The sequence below is a fragment of the Nitrosococcus halophilus Nc 4 genome (genome assembly GCF_000024725.1).
GTDB lineage: Bacteria > Pseudomonadota > Gammaproteobacteria > Nitrosococcales > Nitrosococcaceae > Nitrosococcus > Nitrosococcus halophilus.
Map to the genome: position 1 here is coordinate 779830 of NC_013960.1, position 18765 is coordinate 798594.

Below are 18765 nucleotides of genomic sequence, written 5' to 3' on the forward strand. Positions count from 1 at the left end.
AACGGAGTGGTGCCGGATTTAAAGACCGCCCTGGCGCCGAATTTGGATCAGCGTCAGGCCCAATCTCTTTATCGCTATCGGCGGGTACTGGAAGGTCCTCAGGGGCCGGAGATCCAAGTGGATGGCCGCCGGGTTTGGACTTTTTGCAGTAACGACTATTTGGGCCTGGCCAATCACCCCAAGATTCGAGTTGCCTTTATGCAGGGAGTCCAGGAATACGGCGTTGGTAGCGGGGCTGCTCACCTGGTGACGGGCCATAGCCGTGCCCATCATGAATTAGAGGAAGCCTTGGCGGAGTTTGTGGGACGGCCCCGGGCGTTGTTGTTTTCTACCGGGTATTTGGCCAATCTTGGGGTCATTAGCGCTTTGCTGGGGCACCAAGATGCGGTTTTTGAGGACCGCCTTAACCATGCTTCTCTGCTGGATGGGGGGTTGCTTGCGGGGGCTCGTTTTAAACGGTATCGGCACCGGGATTGCCAGGCCCTGGAGGCTGCTTTGGCCGCCCGTAGAGCCCGGCGCAAGCTGGTGGTGACCGATGGTGTCTTTAGCATGGATGGGGATCTGGCCCCCCTGCCGGAACTGGCCACAGTCGCTCGCCATTTCGATGCTTGGCTGCTGGTGGATGATGCCCACGGCCTAGGGGTCTTGGGGGAAGGAGGGCGCGGGAGTTTGGCCCATTGGGGGTTGGGAATGGCTCAGGTACCCATCTTAGTGGGGACTTTGGGCAAGGCTTTGGGCACCTTCGGGGCCTTCGTCGCCGGTGAGGAAGCCCTTGTTGAAACCCTGATCCAACAGGCTCGGACTTATATCTATACCACTGCCCCGCCCCCCGCGGTGGCGGCGGCTACCCTGGCCAGCCTTCGGTTAGCCGAAGCCGAATCCTGGCGCCGGGAGAAATTAGCCCATTTGATTGCCCAATTCCGCCAAGGGGCAGCCCAGTTGGGGCTTCAACTGATGGATTCCCAGACCCCTATCCAACCCCTTTTAGTGGGGGACTCAGCGGCAGCGCTTAAGTTGAGTGAAAGCCTGCTCGCGCGAGGGATGTTGATTACCGCCATTCGTCCGCCTACGGTGCCGGCAGGAAGCGCACGGCTGCGAATCACCTTGACCGCCGCCCATTCTGAGACCCAGGTGGAGCGTCTACTTGAGGCCTTGGCCGAGTCCTTATGAGTCTGTATGTAGAACAGCGGGGCGCAGGTCCTGATCTGGTATTGCTCCATGGGTGGGGTTTTCACAGCGGGGTTTGGTTCCCCCTTGCCGAACGCTTGGCGGCCCACTTCCGGGTGACCCTGGTGGATCTGCCCGGTCATGGCCGGAGCGATCCCCTGCCTCAAGGGGGGCAGTTAGTTGCCGTGGCAGAAGCGGTAAAGAAGGTGGCGCCCCCCCAGGCTATTTGGATGGGGTGGTCTCTTGGCGGTTTGGTGGCTTTGCAAGTGGCTATCAATTATCCCCTGCAAGTGAAGAAGCTGGTGCTGGCGGCCAGCACCCCCCGCTTTGTAACCGCACCTGATTGGCCTTGGGCCGTTGCCCCAGAGGTGTTAACGGCTTTTGGGGAGGCGCTGCAGGCGGATTTAACGGCAACCCTGAAGCGCTTTGTCTGGTTGCAGACCCGAGGTGCTGAACAAGCAAAAGCAGTCGCTCAGGCCCTTTTGACACAGCTCACGCCTGCTCATCACTCAGGCAGGGAAGGACTAGTGGCCGGCTTGGCTTTGCTTAAAAACAGCGATCTCCGGGTAAACTTAGCGACGGTGAGTTGTCCAACTTTGATGGTGCTGGGGCAGCGCGATACTTTGGTTCCGGCCAAAGTAGGTGATTGGCTGTCTGCCCAGTTGCCCCAGGCTCAAGTGGGTATTATTCCGGGGGCGGGACATGTCCCCTTCCTTTCCCACCAGCAAGCATTTGGGGACATTCTTCAGCCTTTTTTGGAAATCTAGACTTTGTAGCGGGAAGTGAATTCTTGAATCCGGAATACGGTATTAACAAGCGACAGGTGAGCAAGGCCTTTAATCGGGCTGCCGCCCGCTATGATCAGGTGGCGGTATTACAACGCATGGTGGGGGAACAGCTACTGGAGCGTTTAGAGTTAGTCAAGCTATCCCCGGCCGTAGTGGTGGATGTGGGGGCGGGGACTGGGCTTCAGACAATAGACCTTCTACGCCGCTATGGAAAGGCGCAAGTCATGGCATTGGATTTGGCACCGGAGATGCTCCATGAGGCCCGGCGGCGGGTGAAAGGCAGAGCGCTAGAGCGGGTATTGGAAGCGGTGTGGCCTCGCCGCCATTGCCATTTTGTCTGTGGCGATACGGAATGTTTGCCCTTCGCCAATCAAAGTGTGGATCTAATTTTCTCCAACTTGACCTTGCAATGGTGCTCAGCATTGGACTCTGTGTTCACCGAATTTCGGCGGATCTTAAAGCCTGGAGGATTGCTCACCTTCACCACCTTAGGACCCGATACCTTGAAAGAATTGCGGGCAGCCTGGTCCAGTGCCGATGCTTACCGGCATGTGAATCCTTTTGTGGATATGCATGACATCGGCGATGGGTTAGTCCGGGCAGGTCTTGCAGAGCCGGTGATGGACGTCGAACACTACACGTTCACCTATCCCGATGTCTATGGGCTGATGCGCGACCTTAAACTGCTAGGGGCGCAAACGGTGGGCTCGGGGCGGCAAGCGGGCTTGATGGGTAAGAATAGGCGGCAAAAGATGATGCAAAGTTACGAGGCCTTTCGTGAGGGAGGGCGCTTACCAGCAAGTTTCGAAGTAGTCTATGGTCATGCCTGGGGCGTAGAACAAACCTTACAGCAGCGCACTGCGGACGGCGCTATACAAATCCCTCTCCATGCCCTCAAAGGCCGTTCCAAACCCATTGGAAACCGGTCCTGAAGATTTTTCCGCCATGGGGACAGGACTTTTCGTTACCGGCACGGATACGGAGGTAGGTAAGACCTGCTGTAGTTTGGGCTTAATGGTCTGCTTGCAGCAGGCAGGTTACCGTGTGGCGGCCATGAAGCCGGTCGCCAGCGGTTGTCAACGGACAACGGCAGGGCTGCGCAATGAAGATGCCTTATTGCTCAGTCAATGTGCCAGCGTTTCTCTGGATTACCCGCAGGTGAATCCTTACCCCCTAGCGCCGCCTATTGCTCCCCATATTGCGGCGGCAACGGCGGGCATTGAGATTCAGCCCACCGTCATAAAAGCCGTTTTTGATTCCCTGTCCACCCTTGCGGATAGGGTGGTGGTGGAAGGAATAGGCGGTTGGGCGGTGCCTATCAACGGTAAACAAACCATGGCCGATTTGGCTGTTTTGCTGGATTTGCCCGTGGTGCTGGTGGTGGGATTACGTCTTGGATGTCTTAATCATGCCCTGCTAACCGCCGAGGCCATCAGCCGAGCCGGCTTGCCTTTTGGGGGATGGATTGCCAATAGTATTGAGTCCACCAAGCTTGCCTGGGAAAAGGAGAATATAGAGGCTCTGCGTGAACGTCTGCCGGCTCCTTTGTTGGGAACGGTGCCCTATCTTTCAAGACCGGTGCCGGGGAAAGTGGCTGCTTTTCTTGACAAGGAATTATGCATCGCTGCGGTCCAAAGAGACGCCGATAAAGGGTCGTGTTTTAAAGGGGGAGAATTGAGCAAATGAACTGGAACACTATCCAGATAAAGTATTGTTGGGTTAAAGCAACAAAAATGGGTGATTTGCCACGTCATATCTTTGACAGGCAATACTCATAGGGCCTAAGAGTAATGATTGCTTCCAGAGGCTCCAAGGAAAAATACTCTTATAAAACATATGGTTATTGTGGTAAAAAAACCTTTTCGGTAGATTTTTATTATACCCCTAACAAATGGCACGAATCCTGCTATAATTTTAATAACAGTTTTGAGATCTCATATTTGTCCTCTAAGCCTCCTAGATCTGGGCGCCCTTTTAGTTTAGGCGCCCTTTTTTTTATCTTATGACCGCCATTTCGGCAAATTCTGGCATTACTTAAATTTGTATGCTTCCTTATACTATAGATTGTCTGGTTGTGGACGATGGTTAAGGTGTAGTGATGAACACAAGAGGTTTTATGCAACACTTTTTAGGGCAGAGAAGTGACGGGGGGCATAAGCCGATGGCTAAGCGGTTCTTGGCTCTAGGGATCATGGTGTGGGCCATCATGCCATTAGGGATGGCGGCCCAGGCGAATCTGCTTTCGCCGCGAGACATTGTGTTGGAGACTTCGCAACGGGTTCTTGAAGCGTTAAAGGATCAGCAGGTCAGCCCTGCGGATAATCCAGAGTATTTTTACCGCTTGGCCAATGAACTCATCGTGCCACATTTTGACTTTGGGCGAATGTCGCGCCGGGTATTGGGCAAGCACTGGCGTCAGGCAACAGAGGAACAACAGCTCGATTTTACGGCCCAGTTTCGTCAACTACTGGTGCGAACCTATGTCACGGCCTTGCACAAGTATAGTACGGAGGATATCCGAAATTTCCTCCAGGAACGGATCAAAGTGCTGCCAGTGAACCATCCCCCGGAGGCCACCCGGGTCAATGTCAAGGTGCAGGTGGAGAATGAAAATGGGGGCCCCCCCATCCATATCGCAGTAAATCTTTACCTTAACAAGGAAAAAAGTTGGAAGGTGGAGGATGTGCAGGTAGAAGGGGTAAGCTTGGTGACCAACTATCGGGCCACCTTTTACCGTGAGATCCGGGTTGGTGGGATTCAGGGCTTGATCGACAAGCTGGCGCTGCGCAACCAGCATGCCATGAAATGAGGAGGCCGCGAGCCCTCTGAAAGTCCCTAATCAGCAATTTTGTCAGGGATTTGCTCAAGCTGGGCCAGCCAGGCGCTGGCTTCGCTGTCGCTGGGGGCGCGGTAGTCACCCCGGGGTGACAAAGCTCCCCCGGAGCCGACCTTGGGTCCATTGGGTAGACAACTGCGTTTGAATTGGCTGAATTTGAAGAACCGTTCCAAAAAGACTCCTAGCCAGCGTTTAATCTCGGTCAGTTCGTACTGATTGTGCTGGGCCTTTGGAATATCAGGCCAGGTGCCGCCAGTCCGGTCGTGCCAAGCAGACCAGGCGAGGAAAGCGATTTTGGCAGGCGTATAACCGAAACGCAAAGTGTAATAAAGATGAAAATCCTGGAGTTGGTAGGGCCCGATAACCTCCTCGGAGCGCTGAGCAGGTTGTTCGTTGTTCTCGTGGGGGATAAGTTCCGGGCTGATCTCGGTTTCCCGGATTTCTTCCAGAATTCTACTTGCTTCTATCCCTAGTTGTTGGTTTTTGGAGACCCAGCCCACTATATATTGAATGAGTGTCTTAGGTACGCTGGCATTGACATGGTAATGGGCCATGTGATCCCCGACTCCATAGGTGCACCAGCCTAAGGCCAGTTCACTTAAATCACTGGTGCCCACCACCAGTGCCCCATGGAGATTGGCTAGCCGGAATAGATGGCTGGTTCGCTCCCCCGCTTGCACATTCTCAAAAGTCACATCATAGACCGGTTTACCCTGGGCATAGGGGTGGCCAAGATCTTTCAACATTTGCATGCAACTCGGGCGAATGTCGATTTCATGGGCCTGGCAGCCGATGGCCGCCATCAGCCGTCGCGCTTGTTGCAAAGTTTGTTCGCTGGTGGCAAACCCGGGCATGGTATAGGCCAGCACCTGAGTGCGGGGTAGCTTCATCACATCCATGGCGTGGGCGCAGACGATGAGGGCCTGGGTAGAATCAAGTCCTCCTGAAATGCCGATGATCACCTTATCCAAGCCGGTTGCTTGGAGCCGTTTGACCAATCCCTGGACTTGGATTTCATAGACCTCTTGGCAGCGCTGATCACGGTCCGCAGGGTTGCTGGGAACATAGGGAAAACGCTCATAGGAACGCTTGAGCAAAACTTGTTCCTGAATAGGAAGGGGTGCTGAGAAACGGATAGTCCGGAAGGTTGCCAGCAAGTCTTTATGGCGGTAGCGAGTTTGGCCAAAGCTGTTTTGGCGCATTCGATCCTGTTGCAGGCGGTCCAAGTCGATATCGCCCATGGCCAGCTGGGAGCGATAGCTGAAGCGTTGGGTTTCGGTTAAGCAGGTACCGTTCTCGTAGATCATCCCATGGCCATCCCAGGCCAGATCTGTGGTGGATTCACCGCTCCCCGCGGCGGTGTAGAGGTAAGCGGCTAAGCAACGGCTAGATTGGCTACTGGCCAGGAGGCGGCGGTAATCGTCTTTTCCCACCGTAATATTGGAGGCGGAAAGGTTGATGAGCACGGTTGCCCCCGCTAAGGCCGCATAGGAAGAAGGTGGAATGGGAGACCATAAATCTTCACAGATTTCGATATAGAAGGTGAAGAGGGGTTGTTCTTCAACCTGAAATAGGAGGCGGTTACCGAAGGGCACATCCTTTTGGCCACAAAGAGGGATACTTTCCCGTAAGGCATAGTCGGCGGGGGTAAACTGACGTAACTCATAGAATTCCCGGTAATTGGGTAAATAGGTTTTGGGGACGATGCCTAAGAGGCGGCCTTGATGAAATACTGCGGCGCAGTTGAAAAGCAAGTTATCAACTTGCAGCGGCAGGCCCACGACGCCAATGATAGGGAGTTTTTGAGAGCGCTTGAGTATTTGACCGAGGGCTTCCTGGCATTCATCCAATAACACTTGTTGTTGGAAGAGATCATCACAGGAGTAGGCGGAAAGTCCTAGTTCTGGAAAGACGCTCAGCAGGCTTTTATGCTCGGCGGCTTGCTGCAGCAAAGCTTCCGTTTCTTTGGCATTAAATATGGGATCGGCAACCTGCAACTGGGGGACTGCCACCGCTGCGCGAATAAAATTGTGGTGATAAAGATTAAAAAAGGTATTTTTTCTGCTCATGTCTTGTTGGGTATGCCGGTTTCCAGGAGAACCCTTGCCAGCTTACTCGAAGGCCGGGACTTTTTGTTTGAAAATGATAGTTTATTTACTATCATAAATCCATGAAGGAACCCCCAAGAAAAATTTCATGGATCAAGGCGGCACGGAAAGAATTTTTGAAGTTTCCCGCCGCCGTGCAGGAGATTATGACAGACACCCTCACGATTGCAGCCAAAGGAGAAAAAGCGGCCATCACCAAGCCGATGAGGGGCTTGGGTTCAGGCATTTTCGAGATTGCTTATCCGTGAACGGCTAAAACAGCTAAAGGAGCAGTTGAAATGAGCGAAGAGGTTGAAATTGTACGCGGTAGCGGAAATATTTACCGCGATCTAGGTTACGCGGACGCCGAAGCCCGGCAAATGCGGGCGGAACTCGTGGCGGAGATCATCGGGATCTTGCGCGAGCGGAAGCTCACCCAGCGCAAGGCTGCCGACATCACCGGACTAGCCCAGCCAGACATTTCCCGGATTAAGAACGCCGACCTTAAGGGATTTACTATCGACCGGCTGGTCACGGTGCTGAACCGCCTCAATCGGCACGTGGAAATCCGCGTCGAACCTGCCTCTGACCCAGAATCGTTCCCTATCCAAGCGGAGTAATGACCAGAGCGACCGTGGTTGGCTTGGGAATAGGGTGTTTATTTCCGAAGGCGTCATCCACTCGGATATCGCCTATTAGCACTCGTAGCAGGAGCAGGCCGGAGGGGCGGGAAGTGCCTTTGGCGGCAGTGGCTTTGCGCGCCTACGCCCAACCGTTGGTGGTGATGTTGGCCCACCTGGCCTTTGGGTGACGTTCTCAACGTTCGTGACCTTGTTCCTGGTGCCCCTGTGCTATGCGGCTTTGGAGGATCTGCGTGGGATAAGCCTTTCCAGGCGGTGGCGCTTTGGGGGTGTCTCTACCCAGCTTACTGCCCCGAAGTAGGAGCAGACTTGCCATGAAAATTGCTTTGAAGAGGGTCTATGAGGAACCGGATAAAAATGATGGCTACCGGATATTAGTCGATCGTCTCTGGCCTCGGGGGATCAAGAAAGAAGCTGCCGCTATCGATGACTGGTTTAAGAATATTGCACCGAGTGACCAGCTACGGCAATGGTTTGGGCATGAACCGGAGAAATGGCCAGAATTCAAAAAGCGTTATTTTCAAGAGCTAAAAGGACAGCCTGAAACAGTAAACCAACTGACTGAAATAGTAAAAAGCCGAAAAGTGACTCTGATTTTTGGGGCCAAGGATACAGCCCATAATAACGCCATGGCGCTTAAGGAGTATTTGGAAAAAAAGTTATCCCATTAGTGCCTCGTTATAAAAGGGGCATTCCCTTTGGTAGCGATGATTTCCAGGTGAGGGAACTCCATCCTACCGGCTGGGAGCTTCTATACTTTAATTGAAGGTTACAAATTAAAGGGCTATTTGTATTAGCACTAAGCGGTATTAAGGATATTAAAGAGTGAGGGTGCCACGATGCAATTACCTTTTAGAAACCGGGTCGAGGCAGGACGATTATTGGCGGAGGCCCTTGAGCCCTATGGGGGGCGTACCGATGTCCTCATCCTCGCATTGCCTCGTGGCGGATTGCCGGTGGCTTTTGAGGTCGCCCAGGCCCTAGCGGTGCCCTTGGATCTGATGCTCGTGCGTAAGCTAGGGGTGCCCGGTCAGGAAGAATTGGCCATGGGTGCCATAGCGAGCGGCGGAATAAAGTATTTGAATCAGGAGCTTGTGTCAAGTTTAAGAGTTTCGGACAGTGTTATCGATAGGGTGGTGAGCCGGGAGAAAAAGGAGCTTGAACGTCGGGAGCAAGCCTATCGAGGCCAGCGGCCCGTACCAGAAGTTCGTCATCACTGCGTTGTTTTAATTGATGATGGTTTGGCTACGGGAGCCACCATGCGGGCGGCGGTCTTGGCCCTGCGGCAACGGCAACCGGGACGAATTGTTATCGGCGTGCCGGTGGCGCCAGCCGATACGGTGGAAAAGCTCCGAGCTGAGGCCGATGAAGTCATCTGTCTTGCTACTCCCGAGCCTTTTCTTGCTATCGGCAAATGGTATAGGGATTTTTCCCAGACCAGCGATGAGGAAGTGCGTGATTTGCTCGTCCGTGCTTGGCAGCAGAGAGAACAGGATTGATTGAGTTCCTGATGTGTATGACAACCTGTACCTAAGTGGGAGGCGCCCATGGGAAATTCGACCCCCGTTACAGCCCGACCTATCCAAATACAAGCGGGTGAAATCTCCTTGGAGGGGGAACTGGCTATCCCCAAGGGAGGAGCTTCAGGGCTTGTTATTTTTGCCCATGGTAGTGGGAGTAGCCGTTTGAGCCCCCGTAACCGCTTGGTGGCGGAAACACTCAATGGGGTAGGAATGGCTACGCTGTTGTTTGACCTTCTGACCCCCGAGGAATGGGAGGTTGATCAGCAAACCCGGCATTTACGTTTTAACATCGAATTATTGGCTGAGCGGCTTATTGCCACCTTGGATTGGGTCAAGCAACAGCCGGAGCTACAAAACCTTCGGATTGGCTTGTTTGGCGCCAGTACGGGAGCGGCTGCGGCATTAATTGCAGCCGCGGAGCGACCAACGCTGATAAAGACGGTGGTTTCCCGTGGGGGGCGGCCTGATCTGGCCGGAGAGGCATTGCCTCGAGTGACTGCGCCGACCCTGCTGATTGTGGGCGGTTATGATGCGCCGGTGGTGAAATTAAATCAGGAAGCCATTCAATCGTTGCAGGCCACCCAACCGCTACAGGCAGAGTACTGTATAGAAATTGTTCCCGGGGCCACTCATCTCTTTGAGGAACCCGGCAAGTTAGAGGAGGTGGCGCGGCTGGCTGGTGAATGGTTCCAACAGCATCTTTCACCCTCCTTATCCTAGGTGAGACAGGAGTTTATGGACGGGGCAAAAGAGACTTTAAAGCGCCTCCTGGAAGCAGAGATGCGTGCCCAGGCATTAGTGGATCAAGCCAGCCAGGAGCGGGATAAGATAATCCAGAAAGCCCTTGCTGAAGCTCGTCGGGCGGAAGAGCGCTTTGCCAGCCGTATCCCAGAAATTCAGCAATCTTTTGTGACCAGGGCCGAGAAGCGGGCAGAGCAAACCGTTAGTGAATTGACCCGGCGCTATGAGGAGAGAGAAAGGCAGCTTGAAGCCTTGGCCGAGGAGCGCAAGGGCGAAGCCAGTGAGATAGCCCTGGCCAGCCTGCTCGATCCTGCTGCTTATCCCTAGGGTATGCAGCGTTTCCCCGTCATTGCCACTAAGCCCCCGTCGATAGCCACTGTTGCCCGCTATGCCTATTTAAATACCTTGGTCTCGGCCCTCTCCGGGCGTCTCCTGTCAGCAGGACAACTGCAAGAGTTGGTGGAACAATCGGTCACGGATGCCACGGTTTTGCTGCGTGCTGCTGGGCTGACGACGATTTCCTTGGAGGAAATGGAGGACCGCTCTTTAGAACAGGTGTTGATAGATAACTTGTTGAGAGAAGCCCGTCGCCTTATTCGTCCCTTGGACAGTGAAGCCCAAGAATTGCTGAGCTATTGGCTGCGCCGGTTTGAGATAGGCAACCTGAAAGCGGTGGTTCGCGGGAAATTGACGGGCCGTTCTAAGGAAGCTATCGAAGCTGATTTTATTGATATTGGGGCTATGACAGCATTGCCCTTGAACAAGCTTATGGAGGCTGAGGATGTTCCAGAGATGCTGGGTTGTTTGGAGGGAACGCCCTATGCCGGCATTGCCCATCAAGCCCGATCTGTTTATGGAGAACGTTATGAATTGCCTCACCATGGGGAAGATCGGGAGCTGTTTCTTATCGAGGCCACTATCGATAGAGAATACTATGCCAGGCTGGATCAGCGAATGAAAGCTATCCAGGAAGAGCTAGACCGCCACTACCTGCAACCATTGGTCGGTCATCTTATTGACCAAATCAATCTGGTGTGGCTCTTGCGCTACCGGTTTGCTTACCGCCTTGCTCCCCCGCTGACTTATTTTTTGCTGAGCCCTGGTGGCTATCATCTGAGTAGCCAGCACTTGCTAACCCTGGTGCGTGCAGAAAATTTCGAAGAGGCGCTGCGCCGGGTTCCGACTCCTTTAGAACCTTTGGTGGCAGGGGCCACTTCAGCTTCCGAGGTGGAAGACAGACTGGGAAAGCATTTACTGGGAGTCGCCCGATTTATTCTGAAACGCACCAGTTTCAATCTGGGGCGGGCGTTAGCTTATTTGTTCCTCCGGGAAAAAGAATTATTACATCTTTATGGGGTCATCAAAGGCCGCACCTTGCAGCTCGCGCCCCATCTCATCCATCAGGCAGTTTGGCTTACTGATGACAGCGCTAGCTTCAGAGAGAGAGGGACTTTGCAGTCCTCTTCTGGCGGCATGGCTCGGTAGTCTGGGGGGGTCTCTGGGAATGCTTACACCATTACCGATGCAGCGGGTTACTCTTCATATGCTCAAGGAAAAGGCTTTGGTAGTCTGGGAAATTCTTCGGGGGATGTTTACGTTTACACCATTACCGATGCAGCGGATCACCCTCCACATGCTCAGGGAGGAGGCTCCGGCCGCTGCCCTGGCCCTGGCGGAAAGTGGGGTGTTCAATCCGGAATCCTTTTCTGCCGGGGAGGAAAGTTTGCCAGAATGTCCCGCCGCCAATTATCAGGCGTTGTTTTCTAGTGCCCGCTTGCGCCTGCAGAAGGTGGGGGAATATCTGGGTGTTAACCTCCATTTCCCACCAGAGAAGATGCAGCTCGTCAGCGAGCCGGAGTTGGCAGCCCTCAATGACTGGTTAGGGGGGCTGTGGCGCCGTTGTGCCCAGTTGACGGAAAAAGCCCGGCAGTTGGACGAGGAGATCCGCGCCGTCACCCAACTGGATAAAACCCTGGATACCTATGCCCAGTTGGATGTGAATTTGGGCTTGTTGCAGGGTGAGCTGCAATTTTTGGATGTCCGACTTGGGGCTGTCCCCAAAAGTAATCTCAAACGGCTTCAGGAAGCGATAGGCATTGCAGGCTATATCCTCAAGTCTTTTGCCGGCTCTGAGGCTACCGCCCTGGTGGTGCTTGCTGGGGTGAAGGGAAATGAGCGACAAGTCCAAAGCGTGCTCCGGGCGGCTGCCTACCGCCCGCTGCAACTGCCCCCCGAATTTCAAGATCATCCCCAGAGGGTTCGCCAGCGGTTGACGGCACAACGCCAGCACCTCCAGGAACAACGCCTGGCCTTGGCCCGGGAGGTTGAAACTCTCTATAAAAAACACGAAAGAGCCTTGTTTGAGGGGTCACAAAAGCTTGTCCTGGCGGCCCCCTATGCCATGTTAGGCGATTCTCTGGCTCTGCGCAGTCGGGGTGGACTGGCGACAGTCCAGGGTTGGGTACCCACGGAAGAGGTAGCTCTTTTGCAGGAAGCCTTGCAAAAACGGTTTGGGAAGCCTTTTGTTCTAGAGGCCCGAGATCCGGCCCTAGAGGAGCAACTGACGGTGCCTTCCTTGGTACGTTCTCCCCCTTGGCTCCAGCCTTTTACAAAATTGGTGCATAACTACGGGGTGCCCCGTTACGGTGAATTAGATCCTTCCTGGCTGTTTGCCCTGACCTTTATTGCCATGTTTGGCATGATGTTTGGCGATGTGGGGCATGGGGCAACTCTGCTGGCGGTGGGTTGGTGGGGGTACCGCCAACTGGGGAGTTACACTCCTTTGGTGCTCTCCTTAGGGGCTTCATCCTGCTTTTTTGGCTTTTTATATGGCAGCGTCTTTGGGTATGAAGGGTTCATTCCCCCTTTATGGATGGCGCCCTTGTCCAACCCTCAACGGATGCTTGAAGTCGCCCTTTTCTGGGGAGTGGGCTTTATTCTTTTGGCGACCGGCATTGGGATTCGCAACCGTTTAGCAGCGGGGCGTTATGCCGAGGCCCTGTTAGGGGGGCGGGGATTGGCGGGATGCTTGATGTATTTAGGTGTCGTGTACGGGGCGTTCCGCTGGGTGGAGGAGGGAGTCTTCGGATCTGCGGAGGCAGCGGTCATTTTATTGCCCCTTCTCGCCCTGTGGGGATATCAATGGTATCAGGTTCAGGTCCCCGGTATGGCAAGGGGACTGGTGGTGCTCATTGAGAGCTTTGAAATGTTAATGGGCTATTTTGCCAATACCCTTTCTTTTCTTCGGGTAGCGGCCTTTAGTTTGAATCATGTGGCGTTGGCGCTGGCGGTATTTGCTTTGGCCGGGACGATGGAGTTCGCAGGCCATTGGATCACCATGGTGTTGGGCAATCTTTTTATTTTAATTCTGGAGGGGGCCATCGTGGCTATTCAGGTATTACGCTTGGAATATTACGAGGGGTTTTCTCGGTTTTTCAGCGGTGATGGCCGGGTATTTCAACCGCTGACATTGGCGATTCCAAAATAGTTTCAGGTTGTTAAAGGGAGTAACCATGTACTGGCTGATTGCTTTGATGGGTTTAAGCCTCGTCGTCTTGGTGGGAGTGGGGGTGTTTTATGTGATCCGTCCGCGAAGTCGGGGGCTTGCAGTACCCCGCTGGTGGGGGGGTGCCATAGGAATGAATTTACTCATTTTCATGGCGGCCCAAGTTGGTTTGTTGTTGCTAGTCATGGGGGACGCCATGGCTGAGGAAGGGGAGGCGGCTGCAACGGCTTCTGCGGAGATTTCCATGGGGATGGCCCTCGCTCTGTTGGCGGTGGGGCTGCCTACTGCAGTGGCGACCGTGGCTGCAGCCTATGCCGTGGGGACGGTAGGTTCTTCCGCCTTGGCCGCAATCTCCGAGAAACCGGAATTGTTCGGGCGCACGCTCATTTATCTAGGCCTAGCGGAGGGGATAGCCATTTATGGGGTGGTGGTCACCATCCTCATGCTAGGTAAAATCTAATGGCTGAACAGGAAATTTTAAGGTTTAGCACGGAGCCTAAGTTGGGACCCTCGGGGGAGGTGGGATCGGGTACCCGTCTGATTGTGATGGGAAGCCCCGCCCTCACGGAAGGGTTTGCTTTGATTGGCTTTGAAACTTGGCCCAATGCCACTGAAGACGATGTGGAAAAGCTGCTAGAGGAATTGGAGAGAGGAAAAGAAAAAGCATTAGTTCTCTTAGAGCCAGGACTTTCCCGTTGCCCGTCGGGGCGGCTCAGCCGAGTGCGGGCCGAGAGTCCGCGGATCGTCATCACTGAAGTGCCTCCCTTGCAGGCACCAGGCGATTACCATCCTGCAGTGGAAGATTTGGTGGCTAAGGTATTGGGCCATGGTGCCCTAGAGAAAGAAACATGAGTACCGAGGCCAATGTGGAAGCATTGGAGGCGGCCCTCCTGACCCGTGCCGAGCGTTTGGCGGAAGAGTACTTATCCCGGGCGCGGCAGAGCCGAGAGCGTATTATCGAAGAGACCGATGAGCGTCTGCGCCTCCGGGAAGAACGGGAAATACTGGCGGCCAAAGCAATGGCGGAGCGGGTCTATCGGCGGCGGGTGCAAGCAAGTGAACTCAAGCTCCAAGGAAAATTAGATCGTCTCCGCTGGGAATTGGTGCAAGCCGTGGTTCAGGATCTTCGCCACCAGCTTAGGGCGTTTGCCGCGGAGAGGCCACGATACTTGCCCGTACTACAGCGACTCCTGGGGGCCGGGGCCAACGCTATCGAGCAGGAAGAGCTTGTTGCGGAGCTCAATCAGCAAGATCTGGAATGCCTTGAGGGGACCTGGGAAGCTTTTGCGGCAGAAGCGGTGCCGGGCAAGCATATCCGCTTATCTCCCGAACCCCTAAGTTGCAGCGGCGGAGTGCAGGTGGTGAGCAAAGACCGCCGCATCCGCGTGGATAATACCTTTGAAGGCCGCCTGGATCGGCTGGCGGAGGAGCTTCATCAAGCCATTATTGAGCGTCTTTTTGCCCAAGCGGTTCCGGTGGAAAGAGTGTTCCATCATGGGTAAGTTGCTGGAAGTCAACGGCCCGCTGGTTCGAGCGCGCCTTCCCCAGGTGCCCACTGGGGAGCAGGTGAAAGTTGGAAAAATCGGCTTGGTGGGGGAAGTCATCGGCCGTGAGGGGGAGGAGGCCCTTATTCAAGTCTATGAGGCGACCGAATCGGTGCGTCCTGGCGAGGCAGTGGAGCCTCTTGGTTATCCCCTCTCGGTGGAACTGGGACCGGGCCTTTTAGGGCAAATTTTCGATGGCATACAACGGCCCCTTGACCGTATCTTGGAGGTCAGCGGGGATCGGATCTCCCGTGGTATCCAACTCCAAGGCTTGGACCAAGAGAGGGTTTGGCACTTCCAACCCAACCCTCAGTTAACCACCGGCATGACGGTCACCGGCGGCGTTCAGTTGGGCGCCGTGCCTGAAACCCCCACCATTGAACATCGCATCCTGGTCCCCCCTGAGTTATCAGGAGAACTCCTGGAGCTGGTGGGTGAGGGGGATTATCCATTGGCTGAGGTGATTGCCCGCGTGCGTACGCGGGATAACCGCCTCCATGACTTGACCCTCTCTCACCGTTGGCCCGTGCGCAAGTTTCGCCCCTACCGACAACGGGAATACAGTGTGGCGCCATTGATTACCGGGCAGCGGATATTGGATACCTTTTTCCCGCTGCTCAAGGGTAGTAAAGCGGCGGTGCCAGGTCCCTTTGGGGCGGGTAAGACCATTGTCCAACACCAGATTGCCCGCTGGTCCAATGCCGATATTGTGATTTATGTGGGTTGCGGTGAGCGGGGCAATGAACTGGTTGAAGTTCTTGATTCCTTTCCCCAATTGACTGATCCCCATACGGGCCGATCGTTGATGGAGCGTACCTTACTGGTCGCGAATACTTCGAATATGCCGGTAGTGGCTCGGGAGGCTTCCCTTTACGTCGGCGTGACCCTGGGCGAGTATTATCGAGACCAGGGCTATGATGTGGTCATCGTGGCGGATTCCACCAGCCGCTGGGCCGAAGCGTTGCGGGAGGTGGCCGGGCGCTTGGGGCAGATGCCGGTGGAGGAAGGTTATCCAGCCTATCTAGCCTCCCGGCTCGCTGCCTTCTATGAGCGGGCGGGGCGGGTCCAGGCCCTGGGGGGGAAAGTCGGTTCAGTGACCCTTATCGGTGCGGTTTCCCCTCCGGGGGGTGATTTCTCTGAGCCCGTGACCAGCCACACTAAAGAAATCGTGGGAACCTTTTGGGCCCTCTCAAAAGAATTGGCAGATGCCCGTCATTATCCGGCCGTCTCCTGGACGGAAAGTTTTTCTGACGATATCCCGGTGGCCGCCCGCTGGTGGGCTGAGCATATTGACAAGCGTTGGCAAGCAGAGCGTGCTGAGGCCATGACTTTGCTCACCCAAGCGGAAGAACTTTCCCGTATCGTTAACCTGGTGGGTCCCGAGGCTTTATCCGGTACCCAGCGCTGGGTGCTGGAGGGAGCGGCCCTTATCAAGGAAGGGGTGTTGCAGCAGAGCGCCCTGGACCCCGTGGATAGCTTTTGCACCCCGGAGAAACAGTTTGCCCTCTTGGAGCTGATGCTCCAGCTCTACCATCGGGGCACTGAATTACTGGAGCGGGGGGTGCCGGTACAAGAGCTTTTAGGACTGCCCATTCTGGCCCGTGCCAAGCGCTGCAAAAGCGATTATGACAATACTAAAGTGGAAAAATTGCGGGATTTCGCCAAGACGATAAGGGAAGAATTTGATCGGCTCGGCATGGAATACGCCGAGGCTGGAAAGCATTCGGAATGAAAGAGAAGGAGTACTGTACCGCCTCTGCGGCCCGGGGGGGATTGTTGTTTATGCAAGATATCCCCGGTGGCGCTTTTGGGGAGCGGGTGGTGGTCAAGGATCACCAGGGGCGGCGTCGCAACGGGCAGGTGATCCTCACTTCCGACAAAGGAGTCCTGGTCCAAATCTTCGAGGGCACCGATGACCTGGATTTAGAACGCACTTGGGTCCGGTTTTTGGAAGAACCCTTTGAGATCCCTTTATCACCAGATGTCTTGGGTCGTATTTTCGACGGTGTGGGGGCCCCCCGTGATAACCGCCCCCCTATCGTGGCTCCCCTCAAACGCAATGTCAACGGTGCCCCTGCCAATCCCGTCGCCCGTGCCTATCCTCAAGAATTTATCCAGACCGGAATTTCCACCATTGACGGTCTCAATTCCCTGGTGCGTGGCCAAAAACTGCCCATCTTCTCCGGCTCGGGCCTTCCCCACAATCGCCTGGCGGCTCAGATTGTCCGCCAGGCCAAACTGCTGGGTGAGGAGACCCGCTTTGTGGTGGTCTTTGCCGCCATGGGAGTCACCTATGGAGATGCCCGCTTCTTCCAGGAGGAGTTCGAGAGCAGCGGTGTGCTGGGCAATGTGGTGATGTATCTCAACCTGGCGGACGATCCTCCCATCAAACGCTTGATCCTGCCCCGTACCGCGCTGACCTGCGCCGAGTATTTGGCCTTTGAGCAGGACTTGCATGTGCTGGTGGTGATGACCGACATGACTCATTACGCGGAAGCGCTGCGCGAGGTGGCCACGGCCAAGGGGGATGTGCCCTCCCGTAAAGGCTACCCTGGGTACCTCTACTCCGATCTGGCCGAGATTTATGAGCGGGCCGGACGGATTAAGAACCGACACGGTTCCATTACCATGGTGCCGGTGGTTTCCATGCCCTCCGATGACATTACCCATCCGATTCCCGACCTGACGGGCTATATTACGGAAGGGCAAATTGTTCTTTCCAGGGAACTCTATCATCAAGGAATCTATCCTCCGGTGAGCATTCCTCCTTCCTTGTCCCGGTTGATGAAGGATGGGATTGGCAAGGACTTTACCCGAGAAGACCATCCCCGGGTCGCCAGCCAGATCTATGCGGCCTACGCCAAGGCTTTGGAGGTGAGAAACTTGGCTTCTATTATCGGCGCCGAGGAACTTTCCGAGTCTGACCGGCAGTATCTTAATTTTGCTGGCCAGTTCGAACAGCGTTTTGTCAAGCAAGGGGAAGAGGAGGAACGGTCCATCATTGAGACCTTGGACTTGGCTTGGGATTTGCTTTCCTTGCTTCCCCAGACAGCCCTCACCCGAGTGACTGAGGCGGATCTTGAAAAATATCATAAGTGGGGCAGCGACTCTGGTCAGGCAGACCTATCCCAAGAGAGAGCTTCTGGAGAGAGTTGATGGCGCGCCAGCCTCCGACCAAGAGCGCTTTGCTCGATCTTAAACGTCAAGTCACTTTTCTCCAGGAAGGGCACGACTTGCTGGAACGCAAGCGGGAGTTGTTGACACGGTTGGTTTACGAGCATTTAACCCGTTATCGCCAATTGCGGCATGAAGCCCGGGCCGCCTTGGAAGATTCTTACCATTGGCTATCCATTACCCACCTGCGGATGAATAGCCGTCAGTTACGCCAGGCGGCCCTAGGCATTCACCCCAGCCTGTCAGTGAAGATCCTCCCCCGTTCTAGCCTGGGAGTGGAATACCCGGCGGTGACTGCTGAACCTCTGCCCTTGCAGCCCATCAGCCTGCTTTGGACCGATGCTAGTTTGGATGAGACTCGAACCAAACTGGCGGAACTGGCAATGGTTTTAGCCCGGCTTGGGGAAGCAGAGACTTCCCTGCGCCGTATGCTGGCCGAGCAGCGTAAAACCCAGAAACGGGTTAATGCCCTCAAATACAATGTGATTCCCCGCTACCAAGGGGCTATTCGCTACATTCAATCGGCCTTGGAAGAAGAGGAGCGTAACGCTTTATTTCAGATTAAGGTGTTACAGGAGCAGGGTAAGAAAGTGCGGTAGGATGGGTAGAGGCGATCGCCTCTACCCATCCTACCGCACTTTCTTAAAGTTGTTTATGTCTATACCAAGAACACGACCGACAAAAGAAGAAAATGTGTCTGTCAGATTAAGTCTGCGGCCTGTTGAAACACGACTTGGAAAGTTAACCTCAAAATGTTGA

Annotated in this window: 21 protein-coding genes; 20 read left to right on the forward strand and 1 reads right to left on the reverse strand. The window is 54.8% G+C overall.

Annotation, left to right across the window (positions count from 1 at the left end; translation table 11 throughout):
- Positions 1 to 9 precede the first annotated feature (9 nt).
- From bioF to NHAL_RS03775, 5 genes are all read left to right on the forward strand, one after another.
- Positions 10 to 1170, forward strand: coding sequence for an 8-amino-7-oxononanoate synthase (gene bioF, locus NHAL_RS03750; RefSeq protein ID WP_041354624.1), 1161 nt, complete (start codon positions 10 to 12; stop codon positions 1168 to 1170).
- Positions 1167 to 1934 carry a pimeloyl-ACP methyl ester esterase BioH gene (gene bioH / locus NHAL_RS03755; RefSeq protein WP_013031840.1) on the forward strand — a complete coding sequence of 256 codons (768 nt, stop codon included), beginning with the start codon at positions 1167 to 1169 and terminating at the stop codon, positions 1932 to 1934. Before bioF ends, bioH begins: the two co-directional genes overlap by 4 nt.
- A 23-nt stretch (positions 1935 to 1957) precedes the next feature.
- Entirely contained in the window at positions 1958 to 2887 is a 930-nt protein-coding gene (bioC, locus tag NHAL_RS03760) for a malonyl-ACP O-methyltransferase BioC (RefSeq protein WP_013031841.1), read from the forward strand.
- A 13-nt stretch (positions 2888 to 2900) separates the two neighbouring features.
- On the forward strand, positions 2901 to 3641 hold the full coding sequence (bioD, locus tag NHAL_RS03765; protein ID WP_013031842.1) for a dethiobiotin synthase: 741 nt from the start codon (positions 2901 to 2903) through the stop codon (positions 3639 to 3641).
- 412 nt (positions 3642 to 4053) lie between these two features.
- Entirely contained in the window at positions 4054 to 4764 is a 711-nt protein-coding gene (locus NHAL_RS03775) for an MlaC/ttg2D family ABC transporter substrate-binding protein (protein WP_238985432.1), read from the forward strand.
- A gap of 26 nt (positions 4765 to 4790) precedes the next feature.
- On the opposite strand, the gene NHAL_RS03780 is transcribed toward NHAL_RS03775, so the two are convergent.
- Positions 4791 to 6860, reverse strand: coding sequence for an NAD(+) synthase (locus NHAL_RS03780; protein WP_013031844.1), 2070 nt, complete (start codon positions 6858 to 6860; stop codon positions 4791 to 4793).
- Positions 6861 to 6961: 101 nt separating this feature from the next.
- Between NHAL_RS03780 and NHAL_RS03785 the strand changes: the two genes are divergently transcribed.
- The 15 genes from NHAL_RS03785 to NHAL_RS03855 all read left to right on the forward strand — a co-directional run bounded on the left by NHAL_RS03785 (position 6962) and on the right by NHAL_RS03855 (position 18605).
- Positions 6962 to 7147, forward strand: coding sequence for a hypothetical protein (locus tag NHAL_RS03785; RefSeq protein WP_013031845.1), 186 nt, complete (start codon positions 6962 to 6964; stop codon positions 7145 to 7147).
- Between the two features lie 30 nt (positions 7148 to 7177).
- Entirely contained in the window at positions 7178 to 7498 is a 321-nt protein-coding gene (locus NHAL_RS03790; protein WP_013031846.1) for a helix-turn-helix domain-containing protein, read from the forward strand.
- The gene (locus tag NHAL_RS03795) at positions 7498 to 7689 is read left to right on the forward strand and encodes a hypothetical protein (protein WP_013031847.1); all 192 of its coding nucleotides are present in this window, start codon (positions 7498 to 7500) and stop codon (positions 7687 to 7689) included. Before NHAL_RS03790 ends, NHAL_RS03795 begins: the two co-directional genes overlap by 1 nt.
- Positions 7690 to 7833: 144 nt before the next feature.
- Positions 7834 to 8190 carry a DUF488 domain-containing protein gene (locus NHAL_RS03800; protein ID WP_013031848.1) on the forward strand — a complete coding sequence of 119 codons (357 nt, stop codon included), beginning with the start codon at positions 7834 to 7836 and terminating at the stop codon, positions 8188 to 8190.
- Positions 8191 to 8358: 168 nt separating this feature from the next.
- Positions 8359 to 9018 (forward strand): phosphoribosyltransferase, encoded by a 660-nt coding sequence (locus NHAL_RS03805; RefSeq protein WP_013031849.1) that lies wholly within the window; start codon positions 8359 to 8361, stop codon positions 9016 to 9018.
- 48 nt (positions 9019 to 9066) lie between these two features.
- On the forward strand, positions 9067 to 9762 hold the full coding sequence (locus tag NHAL_RS03810; protein ID WP_013031850.1) for a dienelactone hydrolase family protein: 696 nt from the start codon (positions 9067 to 9069) through the stop codon (positions 9760 to 9762).
- Between the two features lie 15 nt (positions 9763 to 9777).
- Positions 9778 to 10110 carry a hypothetical protein gene (locus NHAL_RS03815; protein WP_013031851.1) on the forward strand — a complete coding sequence of 111 codons (333 nt, stop codon included), beginning with the start codon at positions 9778 to 9780 and terminating at the stop codon, positions 10108 to 10110.
- Between the two features lie 3 nt (positions 10111 to 10113).
- Positions 10114 to 11268, forward strand: a complete 1155-nt coding sequence (locus NHAL_RS03820; RefSeq protein WP_013031852.1) for a V-type ATPase subunit — start codon at positions 10114 to 10116, stop codon at positions 11266 to 11268.
- A gap of 19 nt (positions 11269 to 11287) precedes the next feature.
- The gene (locus tag NHAL_RS03825; protein WP_238985433.1) at positions 11288 to 13270 is read left to right on the forward strand and encodes a V-type ATP synthase subunit I; all 1983 of its coding nucleotides are present in this window, start codon (positions 11288 to 11290) and stop codon (positions 13268 to 13270) included.
- Between the two features lie 25 nt (positions 13271 to 13295).
- On the forward strand, positions 13296 to 13748 hold the full coding sequence (locus NHAL_RS03830) for an ATP synthase subunit C (protein ID WP_013031854.1): 453 nt from the start codon (positions 13296 to 13298) through the stop codon (positions 13746 to 13748).
- Positions 13748 to 14140: a V-type ATP synthase subunit F gene (locus tag NHAL_RS03835; protein ID WP_013031855.1), complete on the forward strand. Its 393-nt coding sequence runs from the start codon at positions 13748 to 13750 to the stop codon at positions 14138 to 14140. The genes NHAL_RS03830 and NHAL_RS03835 overlap by 1 nt, the downstream gene beginning before the upstream one ends.
- Positions 14137 to 14790: a V-type ATP synthase subunit E gene (locus NHAL_RS03840; protein WP_013031856.1), complete on the forward strand. Its 654-nt coding sequence runs from the start codon at positions 14137 to 14139 to the stop codon at positions 14788 to 14790. Before NHAL_RS03835 ends, NHAL_RS03840 begins: the two co-directional genes overlap by 4 nt.
- Positions 14783 to 16564, forward strand: coding sequence for a V-type ATP synthase subunit A (locus tag NHAL_RS03845; protein ID WP_013031857.1), 1782 nt, complete (start codon positions 14783 to 14785; stop codon positions 16562 to 16564). The genes NHAL_RS03840 and NHAL_RS03845 overlap by 8 nt, the downstream gene beginning before the upstream one ends.
- Positions 16561 to 17988 (forward strand): V-type ATP synthase subunit B, encoded by a 1428-nt coding sequence (locus NHAL_RS03850; RefSeq protein ID WP_013031858.1) that lies wholly within the window; start codon positions 16561 to 16563, stop codon positions 17986 to 17988. The genes NHAL_RS03845 and NHAL_RS03850 overlap by 4 nt, the downstream gene beginning before the upstream one ends.
- A complete protein-coding gene (locus NHAL_RS03855; RefSeq protein WP_013031859.1) occupies positions 17988 to 18605 on the forward strand; it encodes a V-type ATP synthase subunit D in 618 nt (205 codons plus the stop codon). Before NHAL_RS03850 ends, NHAL_RS03855 begins: the two co-directional genes overlap by 1 nt.
- The last annotated feature ends 160 nt before the right edge of the window (positions 18606 to 18765 follow it).